At 41.1% G+C, this 17,847-nt stretch carries 11 protein-coding genes and 1 pseudogene; 8 read left to right on the top strand and 4 right to left on the bottom strand.

Annotated elements, in window-relative coordinates; genetic code table 11:
- Nucleotides 1–94 precede the first annotated feature (94 nt).
- Nucleotides 95–2,705 (bottom strand): annotated as a pseudogene (gene priA, locus UYC_RS40350) (primosomal protein N').
- An 849-nt stretch (nucleotides 2,706–3,554) separates the two neighbouring features.
- Here priA and UYC_RS0115290 point away from each other — a divergent pair.
- From UYC_RS0115290 to UYC_RS0115250, 8 genes are all read left to right on the top strand, one after another.
- The gene (locus UYC_RS0115290) at nucleotides 3,555–4,733 is read left to right on the top strand and encodes an RpoD/SigA family RNA polymerase sigma factor (RefSeq protein ID WP_016872734.1); all 1,179 of its coding nucleotides are present in this window, start codon (nucleotides 3,555–3,557) and stop codon (nucleotides 4,731–4,733) included.
- A 113-nt stretch (nucleotides 4,734–4,846) separates the two neighbouring features.
- Nucleotides 4,847–5,338, top strand: coding sequence for a GNAT family N-acetyltransferase (locus tag UYC_RS0115285; RefSeq protein ID WP_026087313.1), 492 nt, complete (start codon nucleotides 4,847–4,849; stop codon nucleotides 5,336–5,338).
- A 210-nt stretch (nucleotides 5,339–5,548) separates the two neighbouring features.
- A complete protein-coding gene (gene petJ, locus UYC_RS0115275) occupies nucleotides 5,549–5,884 on the top strand; it encodes a cytochrome c6 PetJ (protein ID WP_016872737.1) in 336 nt (111 codons plus the stop codon).
- A gap of 243 nt (nucleotides 5,885–6,127) precedes the next feature.
- On the top strand, nucleotides 6,128–7,069 hold the full coding sequence (locus UYC_RS0115270; protein WP_016872738.1) for a tetratricopeptide repeat protein: 942 nt from the start codon (nucleotides 6,128–6,130) through the stop codon (nucleotides 7,067–7,069).
- Between the two features lie 79 nt (nucleotides 7,070–7,148).
- A complete protein-coding gene (locus UYC_RS0115265) occupies nucleotides 7,149–9,290 on the top strand; it encodes a TonB-dependent receptor plug domain-containing protein (RefSeq protein ID WP_016872739.1) in 2,142 nt (713 codons plus the stop codon).
- 231 nt (nucleotides 9,291–9,521) lie between these two features.
- On the top strand, nucleotides 9,522–9,686 hold the full coding sequence (locus UYC_RS38940; RefSeq protein ID WP_016872740.1) for a hypothetical protein: 165 nt from the start codon (nucleotides 9,522–9,524) through the stop codon (nucleotides 9,684–9,686).
- Between the two features lie 126 nt (nucleotides 9,687–9,812).
- Entirely contained in the window at nucleotides 9,813–13,067 is a 3,255-nt protein-coding gene (locus UYC_RS0115255) for a hybrid sensor histidine kinase/response regulator (RefSeq protein ID WP_016872741.1), read from the top strand.
- A 32-nt stretch (nucleotides 13,068–13,099) separates the two neighbouring features.
- Nucleotides 13,100–13,393 (top strand): hypothetical protein, encoded by a 294-nt coding sequence (locus tag UYC_RS0115250; protein ID WP_016872742.1) that lies wholly within the window; start codon nucleotides 13,100–13,102, stop codon nucleotides 13,391–13,393.
- 376 nt (nucleotides 13,394–13,769) lie between these two features.
- Here UYC_RS0115250 and truB read toward each other — a convergent pair whose 3' ends face one another.
- The 3 genes from truB to UYC_RS0115235 form a co-directional block, all read right to left on the bottom strand.
- Nucleotides 13,770–14,651 (bottom strand): tRNA pseudouridine(55) synthase TruB, encoded by an 882-nt coding sequence (gene truB / locus UYC_RS0115245; RefSeq protein ID WP_016872743.1) that lies wholly within the window; start codon nucleotides 14,649–14,651, stop codon nucleotides 13,770–13,772.
- Nucleotides 14,652–14,679: 28 nt separating this feature from the next.
- Entirely contained in the window at nucleotides 14,680–15,576 is an 897-nt protein-coding gene (locus UYC_RS0115240; protein WP_016872744.1) for a DUF1963 domain-containing protein, read from the bottom strand.
- A gap of 487 nt (nucleotides 15,577–16,063) precedes the next feature.
- A complete protein-coding gene (locus UYC_RS0115235; RefSeq protein WP_016872745.1) occupies nucleotides 16,064–17,704 on the bottom strand; it encodes an alpha/beta hydrolase in 1,641 nt (546 codons plus the stop codon).
- Nucleotides 17,705–17,847: the final 143 nt, after the last annotated feature.

Here is a 17,847-nt window from a genome sequence, read left to right as displayed (position 1 = left end):
GCAAGCAGAACTCCACTAGGCCCAGCACCAATAATGATAACTTTCTTGGGCATAATTTTCACCCATAAACGTTTTTGGGTAGCCAATAGAATTATCACATCATATTTAAGGGATCAACATCTATAGTTAAACTCACAGATTGCGGACAAAGTTGACGCACTTCCTCCCAATCTGGCAATTGTGGCAGCGCATCAAGGGAAATCTTCAATAGTATTTGCCAGCGATAACGATTTGCTACCCGTAATATGTTAGCTGGTGCTGGCCCCATGATGTCTAAACCTTCTTGTTGTGGCAAAGCAGTTACTATCAATTGGGCAGTGTTCTGCACTTCTGTGGGATCGTTGCTACTTAAGCGCAATAGAATTAACCTGCCGTAAGGAGGATAATTCAGTGCTTGGCGTTGTTCTAATTCAGCACGAATAAAAGACGGATAATCATGATTTTGCACCGCCTCAATCACCGGATGCTCTGGGGTGTAAGTTTGTACAATTACCTTACCCGGATCTTCCCCTCTGCCAGCACGCCCAGCTACCTGAGTTAAGGTTTGAAACGCTCGCTCACTGGCACGATAATCAGATAAGTGCAAAAGCCCATCGGCAGCGACAACTCCTACCAATGTTACCTGTGGTAAATCCAACCCTTTGGTGAGCATTTGCGTACCCACTAATAAATCTGCTTCACCATTGGCAAATCTGGTAAGTAACGTTCGATGCGCCCCTTTAGTGCGGGTAGTATCGCTATCAAAACGGATCAAACGCAGTTCGGGAAATTGTCTTGTTAATTCTTGTGCTACTCGTTGCGTACCACTACCAAAGAATTTCAGGTAAGGAGAACCGCATTCGGGACACTGACGCGGATGCGATCGCCCATAATTACAGTAATGACAGCGCAAAATTTGTGGCGCTCCCTCTTCGGTGTGGTGATACGACAACGACACATCACAGTGCGGGCACTCCAGCACATATCCGCAACTACGGCAAGATACAAATGTACTATGCCCGCGGCGATGAATAAATAAAATTCCCTGCTGATGCCGTTGCTTGAGTTGTTGTAAGGCTTGTTGGAGGGATTTGCTAAATATGGAGCGATTGCCCTGCTGGAATTCTTGCCGCATATCTACTACTTCCACAGGCGGCAAAGGGCGAGAGTTGATGCGTTGGGGGAGGGAGAGGTAGTAGGAGGACAAGGGAAGGGGGGGAGGGGGGAGAGGGGGGGAATGTTTTTGATAGCTTCTGCGCGTCTCCCAGTCTCTGCGTCTGGGTGTCTTCACTTGTCCTCACGCTGATCCAACTCTCCAGCGAGGGTGTTGCTGAACCCAAAACTAAGGGGCAATTTTCTAATTGGGCACGCCACTGGGCAACAGTACGAGCATGATAGGTGGGGATGGGGGAGTCTTGTTTAAAGCTGCTGTCGTGTTCTTCGTCTAAGATAATTAAACCCAAATTGGGCAGAGGAGCGAAAATTGCACTGCGCGTACCGATAACTACTTGGGGTTCTCCTGTTAGCATTTGCCGCCAAGTGTCGTAACGCTCTCCATCGGAGAGGGCGCTGTGATAGACGCTGATTTTGTTGCCAAATCTCGCTCGGAAGCGATCTGTTAGTTGGGGTGTGAGTCCAATTTCTGGTACTAAAACGAGGGCGGATTTGCCTTGGGTTAATAAAGGAGCGATCGCTTGCAAATAAACTTCTGTCTTTCCGGAGCCAGTTACCCCATGCAGTAGTACAGTTCCATATCCACTTATTTGTGTGATGGTGGATAATGCCTGATACTGAGCAGGATTTAAAGATTTTGGTTGATCTGCTGTGACTGTGGAAGCACGTTCGCTTCGTAATATTTCCCTTTCTTCAATCACAATACAGCCTTTTTCTTCTAGCCTCTTCAAAGTCGGGGTAGTTGTATTGCAAATTTGGAGTAACTCTGAAAGCCACAACTCACCGCCGTGTCGCCTTAGCACTTCTAAAATTTCTCTTTGACGCTTGCTGAGGTCGATTGGCGGTATACTAACAGTCAACGTTACTACTGGTTTTGTCTGAGGTCGAGAATATCTGGGCATTTGTACATAAGTTTCCACCCATCCGCGTTGGAGTAATTGCTTTTTTGCCCGATAAAATCCTTTTACCTGACGTTTGAGGAATTTGAAGCTATAATCTCCATCGTTTTGAGATTGAAGAATTTTTAGGATTTCACGGGCTGCCAAATTCACGAATTCATTGGCACCGTTGGGAATATTTTCTGGTTTGAGACGAAGACGAGCTTGCGATCGCCCCAACAATCCTGGTGGTAAAGCGGTTCGTATGACTTGGATTAGGGGGGTGTAATAGTACTGCGACACCCTTTCGAGCAACTGCCAATAGGTTTCTCGAAAAAATTTTGGGTGGATAACATCTTCCACATCCCTTATGTCTTCGGGCAAGAGCTTCGCAGGAGGTTGAGCCAGTAAACGAACAGCTATCCCTCCTACCTGTTGCCATTTAAATGGCACACTTAAAATATCCCCTGGTTTTACTTCTAACCCTACTGGTAATCGATAGGTATATAGTTTTTCTTCTTTTTGTCCTTCCTCTGGTTGGGTTGCAGCTTCTTTTGCAATTCCCGGACAGTCTACCAGAACTTCAACCCACCGATTTTCATTTTTGCTTGAGTCGTAGGAGGTACCTGGTTCAGCAACAACTAAAGGAGCCAAACTTACATCATTAATATACATAGTTCCTCAATATATATATAGATAAATATTTTCCTTGTGCTCGTTGCTGAAATCTACCCTTACTCACTCAACTATAACCACCTGTGTTGCCTCACTAAAAATGTAGTTCGCAATACTGTCATCAGACATAATACTTGATAAGTTTCCTCTTATGTTATTTCAACACCGGAATGAAGATTATCTATAGTGAGGTAATGCATCTTTAATCTAGTCTCGATACAACTAATCCATTCGCCCTGTGACGTAAATTTCCTCTGTATACTAACTAGGTGATAGAGCTTTTCTCCCTATTGATAGATATTAATTACTGTCAGTATATGAGATCCTTTTTACCAGGCAATACGTTGCTACACCTTGTGCTGTCAATTTTATAGCATTGACTGTAAATTCTTAAGTTATCTATAACTTAATCCTATCTTGCTGATTAAGTTTAAGGAATTGCAATGTATAGAGGTAATAAAACCTTAGAAAAATATATGAAGATTTAATAAATTAGTAAATTCTAAGGATAAGTTTTATATTTGTTAAGTTTAAGCAATTTTAATTGAGGGGGTTTGACATATTTTGTAATTGAGAAAAAGATGAAAAATATATGGATCGCCGAACAAAATCATGAATGTTGGAATAGTAATGCTCTGTATTTGTGAGGAAGTGTATCCACTTGTAACCAACTGCTAAAGTCGCCAGTGATATTGAAAACTAATCATTTCTGGTGAACTTTAGACATGATACATGAAAATTGAGGTTCGGGATCGATTCTGAATTAGCAGAAAAAAGTTTTGCTAAAAGACAGGTGCATTTGTCACATATAAAAACTGGAAAGTATCTTAGAGCAGCTGTCACTAACTTATGTACCAAACCAAGCAACCATCCCTGAAGGAAGCTATGAATATTGCTGAATTGGGAACAATGACAATGATAGAAAATGCTGCTGATCATGAAGAACCAACTCTTGATAATTTAGAAGCAGTGGCAGATGAAGAATCCCCCATTATCGAAAACTTAGAAAATCTGGAAATAGACGATCGCGTTGGGGATGAGATGGCAGCAGCACGTCCTTCGGGATATAACAAAACCGAGTACGATGATGCTGTAGGCGCTTTCTTTAAAGAGATGGCGCGTTATCCATTACTCAAACCTGATGAAGAAGTTGAACTAGCGCGGCGAGTGCGGTTTCTAGAAGAAGTCAACGAACTATATGCTTCCTTAGAAAAAAAACTGGGACATCAGCCTACCAAGGAAAATATAGCAACACATTTAGAGATAACAGAAAAACAGTTAGAACATCGTTTGTATCAAGGGCGGGTAGCGAAACGAAAAATGATTCGCTCTAACTTGCGCCTTGTGGTATCAATTGCCAAACGATATTTAAATCGCGGAGTGCCTTTTTTGGATTTAATTCAGGAAGGAGCAATGGGTTTAAATCGCGCTACAGAAAAATTTGATCCAGATAAAGGATATAAATTTTCTACGTATGCTTATTGGTGGATCAGACAAGCAATTACAAGAGCGATCGCTAACGATGCGCGAACAATTCGCTTGCCGATTCACATAGTTGAAAAACTTAATAAATTGAAAAAAGCTCAACGAGAGCTTAAACAAAGATTAGGGCGGAATCCCAGTGAAGCAGAAATGGCTGAAGCATTGGAAATTCCGGCGCAACAATTACGCCAATTGCAGCAACTACGTCGTCAAGCACTTTCCCTCAACCACCGTGTTGGTAAAGAAGAAGACACGGAATTGATGGATTTGCTAGAAGACGAAGACAACCAATCTCCAGAAGCAAAAATGAACGAAAGTATGATGCGACAGGAGATTTGGGAAGTATTGGGTGATGTACTAACCCCACGGGAAAAAGATGTGATTTCGCTGCGATATGGGTTAACAACCAGTGAACCCTGTACCTTGGAAGAGGTTGGCAATATGTTTAATCTTTCCCGCGAGCGTGTACGGCAGATTCAAAGTAAAGCTATGCGCAAATTGCGTCGCCCCCATATAGCTAAACGCTTGAAGGGTTGGTTAGTATAATTTGTCATTTGTCATTTGTCATTTTTCCAAGATTTAAAGAGCCTGCAATATTGACTAGGGAATATGAATTATGGGCTAATGACTAATGACTAATGACCAAGGGCGAATTATTAATGATTGCGCATAGCAATTTAATATTGCGTTTTGCTGAACCAGATGACTGCGATACTCTGTTTACCTTAATTAAAGCTTTAGCAGAGTACGAAAAGCTATCTCATGCTGTCACTGGAAATTCTTTGGCACTTAAAGAGCACTTATTCGGTTCCGTAAAATATGTTGAAGCAATATTAGCAGAATATACAGGGCAAGCTGTTGGATTTGCTCTGTTTTTTCATAATTATTCAACTTTTTTGACAAAGCCAGGAATATATCTAGAAGATATATTTGTTCTACCAGAGTATCGCCACCAAGGCATTGGCAAAGCTCTTTTAACTAAAGTTGCTCAAATAGCTGTAGAGAGAAATTGTGGAAGATTAGAGTGGAGTGTTCTCGATTGGAACGAGCCAGCCATTAAATTTTATCGCCGCATGGGAGCAGTTATTTTGGATGAGTGGCAGATTTGCCGCGTCACAGGAGAGGCACTTGCTGATTTAGGGAATGGGTAGTGGGGAAGTGGGGGAGCAGAGGGAGCAGGGGTGCAAGGGAGCAGGGGGGAAGATGGGGGAGCAACAGACAATTAACTACTAACCACTAACCAATGACAAATGACAAATAACTAACTTTGACAACTTGTCTTTTGACGAGAAAAAACTGTGAGCCTGAAAATTAAGGAGGATATTGCACTCAATATGCCTTAATTGCAGAGGAAACACGGGATGAAAAAGTTCTTTACAGTGTTGTTACTTGGGATCGCAATTTTAACTTTTACTTTTAGTCACTCTGCTTTGGCAGCAGATGCCGCTAGCGGTGCTAAAGTTTTTAGTGCTAATTGTGCAGCTTGTCATGCTGGTGGGAAAAATTTGGTTCAAGCAGAAAAAAGCCTGAAAAAAGAAGCATTGGACAAGTATGGTATGTACTCAAAAGATGCAATTATTGCCCAAGTAACGAATGGTAAAAATGCGATGCCTGCCTTTAAGGGGCGTTTGAAAACAGAACAAATTGAAGATGTAGCAACATATGTTTTAGAACAAGCCGAGCAAGGCTGGAAGTAAAGTTTTAAGTAGTGAGTGGTTAGTAGTTAGTAGGGGCGGGTTTTGCTAATGATTTTGCCGTTCAAACTGATAATTTATCTTCTAAACCCGCCCGTACTTTATAGTCAAAAAATTAACTATTAACTAATGTACTGACGGGCTTTAGAGGCAATTTCTCTAAATAGTCTAAATATCTTTTATATAAACCCGCCCCTACTACAACAAAAAATACTTTTATTATTGATACCAACCTAATTAAATCTTATGAATTATTGCTATCGATTAATTGGTAATTTAGTTATTGCCGTCACACTTACCTGTTTTTTTCTTGCTTCACCTGCCCATTCACTAGCCACATCTTTTACTCAAGCCACCGCGAATGACTTGTTTCAATTAGGGGTGGAGAATATGCTACATGGTAATTATCATGAAGCAATTAAAGTTTTCCAACAGGCGATTGAGAAGAAACAAGATTTTGTCGCGGCTTATAGTAATCGCTGTCTTGCCAATCTCAAAATAGAAGATTATCAAGCAGCGATCGCCGACTGCACGCAAGTGATAAACTGGGCACCCGACAAGGCAGATGCTTACCTCAACCGGGGGCTTGCCTACTACAGACAAGGAAATTATCCAGCAGCGATCGCTGATGATGAGAAAGCGATCGCACTCAAACCTTATGATTTTCGAGCTTACTACAATCGAGGGGTAGCCCAAGCCTCTTTAGCAAATTATCAGCAGGCAATTGCTGACTACAATCTCGCCCTCAGTCAAACTCCCCACTTACCTAATCCTTTAGTTGCTGATATCTACAATGATCGAGGATTAGCGCGTTTGCAGTTAACAAACTTACAAGCGGCTATGCACGACTTTAACATGGCGATTCGTTTGAATGCGGCTGATGATAGAGCTTTTTTCAATCGGGGTTGTGCTTGTGCCAAAAACGAAGATTACGCTAGTGCAGTACGTAATTTTACTGAAGTTATTCAGCTAAATCCTAGCGATGGCGATGCTTATATTAACCGAGGAATCGCCCTTCATCACCTTGGTTACGAACAATCTGCAATAGCTGACTTAAAAAAGGCAGCTAAACACTTTGGATACCAAGGAGAGAAGCTTGCATACGAAAAAACCTTATCTCTAATTAAGATTGTGCGACAACAAATTCCATCCACAGTGGAAATTGCTCTGGTGGAAGCAAAAGTATGACAGCTTGTCTTTTGACAGCAAATTGTAGAAACCCTAAAAATATCACTGAGTATTTTTACAAGCGGTGATAAATAATAAAGTGAAAATTTGTCTGTTTCTGCTTTCATTTGCTGTACCAAGTCTGTTGATAGCATATCCTGCTTTAGCTGTTGATACTGAAGAAAGTCAACAACCAATTCACAAATTGCTTCAAAAAAATTTAGAAATTCCCAGTTTAAGTGAAATCGAATTACCTGCTACTGAAGCTCAATTATTAACTCAACAGTCTGAATCGGAAGAGTCAGAAAAGCCAGCAGAAACAGAACCGCCCATCAACGAAGATTCCACTAATGAGGGAGACATAGAAGAAGATTCAAGAAATGAAGGAGATATAGAAATAGAGGTAACAGGAGAAAAAGATTCTCTACCGTTATCTACTCCTACTTATGTGATTGAGAAAGAAGAAATTGAAAAGCAAGGCTCTACAAGTGTTGCTGATGTTTTGAAAAGAATGCCGGGATTTGCTATCAATGATGTCGGGCCTGGTGCAGATATTCACACTGGTACATACTACCGGGGAGCTTCAATTAATCAATCTATATTCTTAATTAATGGTAGACCAATTAATACTAATATTAATACCTATCATGGTGCAACTGATTTAAATAGTATTCCAACAGAAGCAATAGAACGAGTGGAACTGTACAGTGGTGCAGCTTCTATTTTATATGGCTCATCGACTTTTGGTGGGGTTGTTAATATTATCACCAAAGAAGGTAGCAGTATTCCTAAATTAAATGCTACTGCGGAATTTGGCTCCTTAAGTTTAAATAATCAGCAAGCTAGTTATGCTGGTTCCTTAGGTTCTGTGAGATATAATTTTAGTTTTGAAAGGTTTTTTACTGATAATCGTTACCGGGTTCCAGAAGGTGCGGCGAATCGTGATGCTGAAGGTTATTTATTCAATGCAGATACTGCCACTAGTACCTACTTTGGCAACTTAATATTTGATTTAAATGACAAAAATACTCTGAGCTTAGATGTAACTAAACTTAGCAGCCGTCGGGGTTTAGTTTATTTTGGTTTTCCGCTACAAAAAGACAGATTAGATCATGATGGATTAAATCTTGGTTTATCTTGGAAAACTCTATTAGGCAATGGTGAGAATTCTGTTCTGACAACTACACTCGGTTACAATCAAGATTACTTTAGTACTTATGGCCCCACAGTTTTCAGAGGCGTAGAATATTACCGTACAGGTGTTTTAGATACACAACAATTGACAGCAAGAATTGATCACGAATGGCAACTCACCCCAAATAATAAATTACGCTGGGGATTAGATTTAAAAAATACTGATTTAAATAGTGAGACTGATAGTACACGCCCCGATCGCATAGCCTTAAATGAAATTGAAGATAGGAACGTATTCAATACAGGATTATTTGCTGTTAACACTTGGAATATCACTAATGCTTTGCAGCTAGATTTTGGCTTGAGGCAAAGCTTTGATAGTCAGTTTGGAAATTATTTAAATCCCAGTGCAGGATTGCGTTATGCTGTAACACCAAGCCTTGCAGTGCGCGGCAGTTGGACAGGAGGGCAGCGCAATCCGGGATTAGATCAATTATATGTTTATGATACAGTACATGGGTGGTTGCCTAATCCAGATTTAGAGCCAGAAACAGGCTCATCTTGGACTGCGGGAGTTGATGTTAATTTTTCTGAGAATTTAATCGGGCAGTTTACTTATTTTGGCAGTAGTTTAGATAATCGCTTGGGAATAATTAATGGCAGATGGGAAAATATTGGGCTGGTAGATACCAATGGATTTGAGGCAGCATTACGATGGAAAATCGCTTCTCGTTGGTCTACTTTTGTTAACTATACTTATACAGATGCTCAAATTAAAACAGGGATAGAAAAAGGTTTACAGTTGGGCATGATTCCCTACTCGGTTGCTCAAGCTGGCATTAGTTATGCAAGCGGAGGATGGCAGGCGAATTTATATACTACTTATAATAGTGGCGCTCGCAGAGCTTTCTTTACTAATCCTGGCGACAAGACAACTGATTTTGTCCCATCTTTCTTTAATTTAGATTTCAGCGCTCGCGTACCCATCACCCAAACTTTAGGGATTACAGTTTACTTAGAAAACTTATTAGATGAACAATACGAGCGAGTAAATCGTACCTACAGCCCTGGCTTTACTTTTCGGATTGGTTTAACATCGAATTTGTAATTTGTCATTAGTCATTAGTCATTGATCATTGGGTAGAGACGCGATTTATCGCGTCTGTACAATTGTTCATTGCTCCCCTTGTCTTCTTCCGTTTCCCCTCTCTTCCTTCTGCCTTCTGCCTTTTTCAATATCCTGACTTAAAGCTAAATGAATTTATGTGAATCATATTGAAGTACTTCAACTCAAGGTGTACTTTTCTAGGTACTTTATAAAAAGCTAAAAAAATATGTTATGGCAAAGCGAATTTCAGTAGATATTGAAGGTTTAAGGGAAGAAATTGAACGAGCATACTCAAACGATAAACTCTGGTGTCAATTATCACTAGCTCAGAAGATTCGCATCCTGATTCAGGATGGTTTAGAGCAAGCCAAAAATCAACAAACCAAACCAAATTAATTTAAGTATTTACAACAATTCAAAAGTCATATAAAAGACTTTAGCTTCTACTTTCATACCTCTCAAGCTATCCTCGATCGCTAATTTATTTTCTTGGTTTTCCTGGTACAAACCGGAGGAAGAAAAGTGACTATAGTTACAACGAGAGTTCTGCTTGTCGATGACTGTCTGGAAGACCGAGAAACCTATCGTCGCTACCTACTACGGGATCGGCAACAAACATACAGGATTTTAGAGGCGGAAACTGGGGAAGAGGCGCTCTTGTTGTGTCGGCAGCAATTTCCGGACGTGATTTTGCTTGATTATTTACTGCCAGATGTGAATGGGCTGGAGTTTTTGAACGATTTGAAGACTCAGTTAGGTCAAACAAAACTACCCATTATCATACTAACGGGTCAGGGAGATGAACAGGTAGCAGTACAAGCAATGAAAAGCGGTGCTGCTGATTACTTAGTTAAAAAAAATATAACAGTAGCGAACCTCGATCTTGCTATTCAAAATGTATTAGAAAGAACTCGCCTGAGTAGGCAGCTGGAGGAGAGCGAACTACGAGTGCAACAGCGAAGCATCGAACTTCAGCGAGCCAACCAGGAATTACAAATAGCCTTGGAAGAATTACAAGTTGCTGAAGAGGAACAGCGTCAGCAGAATGAACAAATAGCTACCAGTCGTCAAGAAATAGAATTGGAGCGCCAGCGTTACCAAGATTTGTTCGAGTTCGCTCCGGATGGGTACTTAGTAACTGATACTTGGGGAAATATTCGAGAGGCAAATCGCGCAGCAGCCACTTTACTCTCCATACAACAGCAGCGTTTAATCGGCAAACCACTGCTCGCCTTTATTGCGGAGCAAGAACGCAAGAGCTTTCAGACTCGATTAGCGCAGTTGCAGGAGGTGCAGGGTTGGGAAGTTTACCTGGAGCCATGCTCAGGAGATCCTTTCCCCGCGATGGTTGCTGTAAGTAGCATACATGACAACAACGGTCAGCAGGTGGGCTGGCGCTGGTTACTGCGTGATATTAGCATTCGCAAGCAGATGGAACAAAGGTTACAGGCTGCCCATGATGAATTAGAAAAGCGAGTCGAAGAACGAACTGCTGAACTTTCCCGAACAAATGCGCTTCTACAACAGAAAAATGAACTGCTCCAGACGATTTTCGATCATGTTCCTGTGATGCTGGCGCTGTTTAACTCCCACGGGCAGTTTAGATGGGCAAACCGAGAGTGGGAAAGCGTTCTCGGTTGGCGTGCCGAGGAGATCCAAGGGCGCGATTTATTGGCGGAATTCTATCCCGATCCAGATTATCGCCAGTATGTTCTGGAGTTTATCGCCGCTGCCGATCGCCGATGGAGCGATTTTAAGACTCGCACGCGCAACGGTAAAGTCATTGATACAACTTGGGCTAATGTCCGCCTCACAGACGGTAGTAATATTGGTATTGGACAAGATATCAGCGATCGCAAAGCTGCCGAACTTGCTTTACGAGAAAGCGAAGCCCGCTATCGTACTATCACCGAACTGACATCAGACTATATTTATTCCACCCGTATTACCCCCGAAGGAACGGTAATCGAGGAATGGGCAACCTCAAATCTGATTAAGATTACAGGCTATTCCCATCAAGAGTTATTTGATGGAACACGTACATGGTTTGATGTAATTTATCCCGACGATGTGCCAACCGTGCGTCAGTTTTTTAATGGCTTGCTCCAGCAAAAACACTCTCAAGCACTGGAGTATCGGATTATAACCAAGCACAGGGAAATTCGTTGGATTCGCGATCGCATCCAACCCCAGTGGGATGAAAGCCAAGGAAGAGTTGTAAGAGTGCTGGGGGCTGTAGAGGATATTAGCGATCGCAAACTTGCCCAAGAAAAAATCCGCGAGCAGGCAGCCTTGCTTGATGTTGCTACCGATGCCATTTTTGTCCGCGATTTAGAACATCGCATTTTATACTGGAACTCAGGCGCTGAACGTCTTTATGGCTGGCTGTCAGCAGAAGTAGTTGGTAAAATTTGCTGTAAGTTTCTATACAAACAAATATCACCATCTGTAGAAGAGGCTCTCAAAACAGTTGTTGAGCAAGGAGAATGGCACGGTGAACTCAATACAATCACAAAATCTAGACAAGAAATTATTGTTTACAGCCGTTGGACACTAATGCAAGATGAAGCGGGAAAACCCAAATCCATCCTCTGTGTTGATACAGACATCACCGAGAAAAAACAACTTCAAGCTCAGTTTTATCGAGCACAACGGTTAGAGAGCTTGGGTACTCTAGCAAGCGGCATTGCCCATGACTTGAATAACATACTCACACCCATTTTGACAGTTGCTCAACTGCTGCCACTTAAATTGCCCAACCTCAATCAGCAAAATCAGCAACTGCTGAAAATACTGGAAGACAACTCTAAACGCGGTGCCGAATTAGTCAAGCAAATTACAGCGTTTGCACGGGGAGCAGAAGGTAAACACGTTCCTATCCAACCAAGACACCTGCTCAAAGAAATTGAACAGGTTGTTAAAAGTACATTTCCCAAATCAATAGAAATTTGCATTAATCTACCAATGCCAAATCTTTGGACAATTCTCGCAGATCCCACCCAAATGCATCAGGTGTTGATGAATCTGTGTGTAAATGCTCGTGATGCTATGCCAAATGGAGGCACTCTCAGTATTTCTGCTCAAAATTTCCGCGTTGATGAAAACTATGCCAGGATGAATTTAGAGGCAAAAGCTGGTAACTACGTGCTCATAACTGTGTCGGATACAGGATGCGGTATACCACAAGAGTTAATAGAGCGAATTTTTGAACCCTTTTTTACAACTAAAGAACCGGGTAAAGGCACGGGATTAGGGCTTTCCACTGCGATCGGTATTATCAAAAACCATGATGGTTTTGTCAGCGTGTATAGCGAAGTGGGAAGGGGAAGCCAATTTAAGCTGTTCTTGAGGGCTATTGAGACATCGGCAACCCAGGAAACTGATGATTCACAAACTGTTAGAGGAAACGGCGAATTAATTCTGGTTGTGGATGACGAAACATTTATTCGAGATATTGCCAAAACTTCACTAGAAGAGTTCAACTACAGAGTACTGATTGCCAGTGATGGGATTGAAGCGTTCTCACTTTACGCCCAATACAAACATGAAATCAGTTTGGTGTTGATGGATATACAAATGCCGTCGATAGATGGATTCCAAGCGATTCGCATTCTGCAACAAATCAATCCTTCTGTCAAAATTATTGCCATTAGTGGGCTTACATCCAACCACAAGCTTTTAGAAGCTAGTGGTATTAGCGTGCAAGCATTTTTGCCAAAGCCTTACACAATTAAAGAATTTTTAGACACTATTAAAGGTGTCTTAAGTGCGCCGTAAAAGGTAGTACTATAGTCGACACCCTATATCATATGAGAGCCAATATTGAAAACGACGTACTTTTCTTGCACCACGAAGATTTACCAGAGTTTAAAAAAGGTGGTTCTGTGGTAAGAAATAGTTATTTTTGGGCGCTGCGCTCAATTGCGGGTAAGGCGTCACGATATGGTGATTGGGAATACGAATCAGAGGTTTGGCTAGCACTGGCGCGGATGCTAATGTCGTTTACCGAATCTGGTTATTTGGGTTTTCGAGAAACTGTGTTAGAGTTTCCCTCTTGTGTAGAAATTCCAGAAGTGCTGCGAGATGTTTCAACTTGGGAATGAGCAGGAGGCAGAAGGGAAGAGGATTTTAGCCTCGTTTATCTTTCTTAAGTTAGCAATGCAACATCATTCATAAGAAATGTTTAAGCGTTTATTAGTTAGCTATAAGTAGTTACAGCAAATACTTTATTCTTTGCAACAAATGCTCTTCCAAATATAAGAAATGCTTAAGTCATTGCAGGAAATGTATAAACAATTGCAGCTTTTGTTGAAGCTTTTGCAGCAAATGCTCTTCTATTTATAATAAATGCTTCAATCATTGCAGGAAATGTATAAACAATTGCAGCTTTCGTTGAAGCGCTTGCAACAAATGCTCTTGCATTGATAATAAATGCTTAAGTTATTGCTGCAATTATTCTTTTGAGCTAATAAGTAGCTGTTATGAAATCGCTTCCAATACAACTACTGGAATCAATAAGTCATCTTGTGATTGCCCAATACCTAAAAAGCGCCCGTCTTCAGCGTACACTCGCAAAATTTCACTATTAGAATTTCCTTGATCGCCTATTTTTTGACCTTGACACCATTTTCGTGCGTCTATTGTATTCAAATTAGTAGATTGCAAATGCCTTAAAGCTGCATCGGGGGGAAAAAGTTGAAAAGTTCCGGTTGGCAGTTGTGCTTCTAAGTCAGTGAAAGTAAGGCTATCTGCTAAAAAGAACCCACTACTAGCGGTACGTTGCAAAGCAGCTAGCGTACCACCAGTGTTTAAGACTGTACCCAAATCACGAGCGATCGCCCGAATATATGTTCCTGTACCGCAGGCGATCGCTACATCGACTTCGGGAAATTCTCCCGCTCGCCAGTCTAAAATTTCCATTTTAAATACTTCCACCATTCGCACTGGTACTTCTACCGTTTCACCTTTGCGTGCCAAATCATACAGGCGTTTCCCCTGTACTTGAATAGCGCTGTAATTGGGTGGAATTTGCTCTATTTTCCCTTCAAATTGTTGCAGTGCGAGTTTAACAGTTTCTAAATTCAAGTCTGTAACTGGTTGTTGGGTAATGATTTCTCCTTGCAAATCATCGGTTGTGGTGCGCACACCCAGCCTGATAGTCGCTTTGTAAGCTTTTTCTTTTGGGAGATATTGTAAAAGGCGAGTTGCTTTACCAACTGCGATCGGTAGAACACCTGTCGCAGCTGGATCTAAAGTGCCAGCGTGCCCGATTCGCTTTACTCGTAAAAGTTTTCGTGTCTTCGCTATACAGTCGTGAGAAGTCAAGCCAAAGGGTTTGTTGAGATTAAGGAAGCCTTGCACGGGAAAATAATTAAGGTTAGTTGCTCATTTAAGTACATTGCCACAAAAAAGCAACTTCTTCTTTGTGTTGTGGACATTGAAGAATATAACCTACTCCTGCATCGCCCCACGTATAAGGTATATTATCAGCTGATTCTAGCTGAAATACCAATTGATTCATCGGTTGACTACAAATAGGGCACTTTGGATATTCAGGAACTTGAACCCAATCAGGCCAACCTGCTAATTTGTCTCCACCTTGATGAAATTCTTCCATTAAAATATCATCTAAAATATCCTCTTCATCCTTCTCTAAGGGAATTTTAAATTCGTCTATTTCCAACCAATTAGGGTAGTCACTTACCTCTTTCCAACCGACAATTAATTTAGCAGGAAATAAACCTTCCATCTCCGGTATTTCATATTCTGTCGGCTGATGATTTGGTTGTACAATTCTCACTAATTGACATGGTGAAAATGGAGACCAACCATCATAATCGGATACACAATCTTTATATACAACAAATTTGATTTTCCCAATGTCTCCTTCCCAATCTACAACAGTGCCTGCAATACCTTGTGGTAATGGCAGATTTTTAGTTGCATATTCCTTTAATTTTTCACATTCTTCAATCGTTTTGCCAAACAATCCTGTATCATGCTTAATTTCAACTACATTCGTACAATAAAATAATTGTAAAATTCCAGTTCCAAAGATATTTTTTGCATTTTGAGGAAGTTCATCAAGGTTAATTTGCAAAAAAAACTGCATAGGCTGATTAGAGTTTGGGCAAAGGGGCCATTTTTCACCTGCATTTAGCCACGGTTTTCCAGCAAATTTTGATGCAGTTAAATCTCCATCACCTGGTTGAGTTATGGGCTTGAATGCCGAACGCTTAACACCACTTAACTTTTGTTTGAACTGTTCTTTTGCTTTCAAATGCATGAACTCTTCTCCACCACATCGACTATCGGCTCATATCTTGATTAAACGACGGAAGCGAGCGAAGGAACCAAGCTTCAAGAGTTCTTACAAGGTACTAAACTCACTCCAAAAGAGTTAAAGTTCCGAACTGCAAACTTGAAACTTTATACAAATTAATATTTAATTTTTTGGTTTTGAGACTTTTGCAATAGCTCAATATAGAACTTTCTCATTAAGTGCAACACAATATTAGGAGTGAATGAACTCCCACGTAACTCGCCAAAATCAAAGCTTATATGTATTCATCAGCAAAGTATATCGCTGGTTGGCTGCTTGAGCGTAGACAATTGAGAACTGCCATATATTCTTTTTCAAATCTTAAAAAATATACTCTTGTCAAATGAACTCACATTTCTTGTCGTCAGCCGTCAAGGTAAAGCTTTTAGCATACTAAAATACAGGTCATCCCTCGGAAGATATGTAAAGATTCTATCAAGAGAAGAGCCTATTACTCGCTACAATGACGGCAAGGTTCAGTTCTTGTCAAAGATTGAATCAGGCTCAAACCCATAGTCTGGCTAGAAATAGATCTAGCGTAGGCGGCACTTAAATAAGGAGAATATTTTGGCATCCCAGCCACATAAGTTTTAAAGAAAGGCAAGCTTAAAGCATTCATGTAGCGACGCGCTTGCTGGGGATCGTCTCCAACCAAACCCAAAGGCAATGCTACTTGCTCGGCACTTTCTTTACCCTCACCAATGATGGAAAAATGGGTTCCACCCTTAAGCAGAACAAGATACTTACGTGAATTAGCAATCCAGGAGAAAGGCAAAATTTGTTCGTAAGCAGCAGGTGCGATCGCATCATCACTACTGGCGACAATCATAACTGGAGCTTGAATTTGACGTAAGCCTGCTTCCCCAAAAATACTGCTAGTAATTGGGTTGACTGCAATTACAGCTTTAACTCGCTCATCGTGCAAGTAATACTTCTCATCACCACGTACTGTCAAGGCGCGACACTGAAGTAGCAATGACAGATTCCAAGTTTGTTTGAGTACCTTTTGATTGCAGTCTCTTTTTAGTTGCTCAAAGTTAATTTTTGCACCAGCTAAGGCTAAAGCTGTATGAGCACCTAAAGACTGACCGAATACTCCAACTTGTTGTAAGTTTAGCTGATTCTTAAACTTAGCATTCACCTGCAACTGGTTTAATATGTATTTCACATCTAGAGGTTGGTGGTATAATTGTGCGGGAATTTCTAGGAGCGATCGCAATTGTTTCGTGTCGCTACCTGGATAGTTGGGAACAACAACAGCAAAACCATAAGAAGCTAGATGAGTAGCTAAATATTGAAAGTTACTGCTGTCTGTACCCAAGCCGTGAGAAATCAGGATTACAGGTACTTTAGTAGCGATGTTGGGAAGATAAATATCAGTCACCAACACTCGTGCGCGCGCTGGCTCAAAAAACTTCAGTGTTTGTTTTGTGAATCCAAATCTTCCCTGAGAAGTTAGATCTGGTAACTGGGAGAGATTAAATAATGATGGAATAGTAGCGGCTTCTTTTGCTTCCTGTTGGGAAACTGCTGCAACAGCTCCGTTGGTTTTGTCGAGCATTTTTCCCACTTCCGCTATTATTTTTAGGGTACGTGCTAAGTCAATTTGAATGCTGGAACTAGGATACTTACGCACTACATTCAAAAGCGTTAAGCCATCTGGCTCCTGGGCTGCTAATATTAAGGCTGACCGTAAAGCCGCGAATCCTGCTTTTGGTTGGTGAGATTTGGTTTTGATTGCTGCTGTTAACCTGTGTAGCAGAAATTCTCCAAGCGGCGTGTCAAGAAATTGCGAAACTGCCACCGGATGAACTTTAATTGGAGTGATTAATGCCCGCCGTAATTCTTGTTGCTGATTGGGCTTAAGAAACTGTAAATAAAACGCTAACTCCTCGTCAACCACACCATTTTTGGCAAATTTTTCCAAATCTGCTATGGGAATTGAATATTCTAAGATTGAATAAGATGCATAAATTCGCTGTGCTGTCAAAGCAGAATAACTTAATCCAAAAGTTGGCAGCAGCATCGAGAGAACTAGCAACACCCAACTTTTTTTTAGGGTGCGATTCCACTTACCAAAAAAGCTGTTCATCGTTTATGTAAGGGAATGTTGTTGGACAAGGCGTGCGTTTTGGTAGTTAATCTACACCTTGAATTTATGAATCTAATGCCCCTCAAAGTTTAATGAGATTTTTTGGTTTTTCTCTCGTTACCAAATTCAATATTGAACTTCAA

The organism is Chlorogloeopsis fritschii PCC 6912, assembly GCF_000317285.1.
Classification (GTDB): domain Bacteria; phylum Cyanobacteriota; class Cyanobacteriia; order Cyanobacteriales; family Nostocaceae; genus Chlorogloeopsis; species Chlorogloeopsis fritschii.
This window is presented reverse-complemented; position numbering and strand designations above follow the sequence as displayed.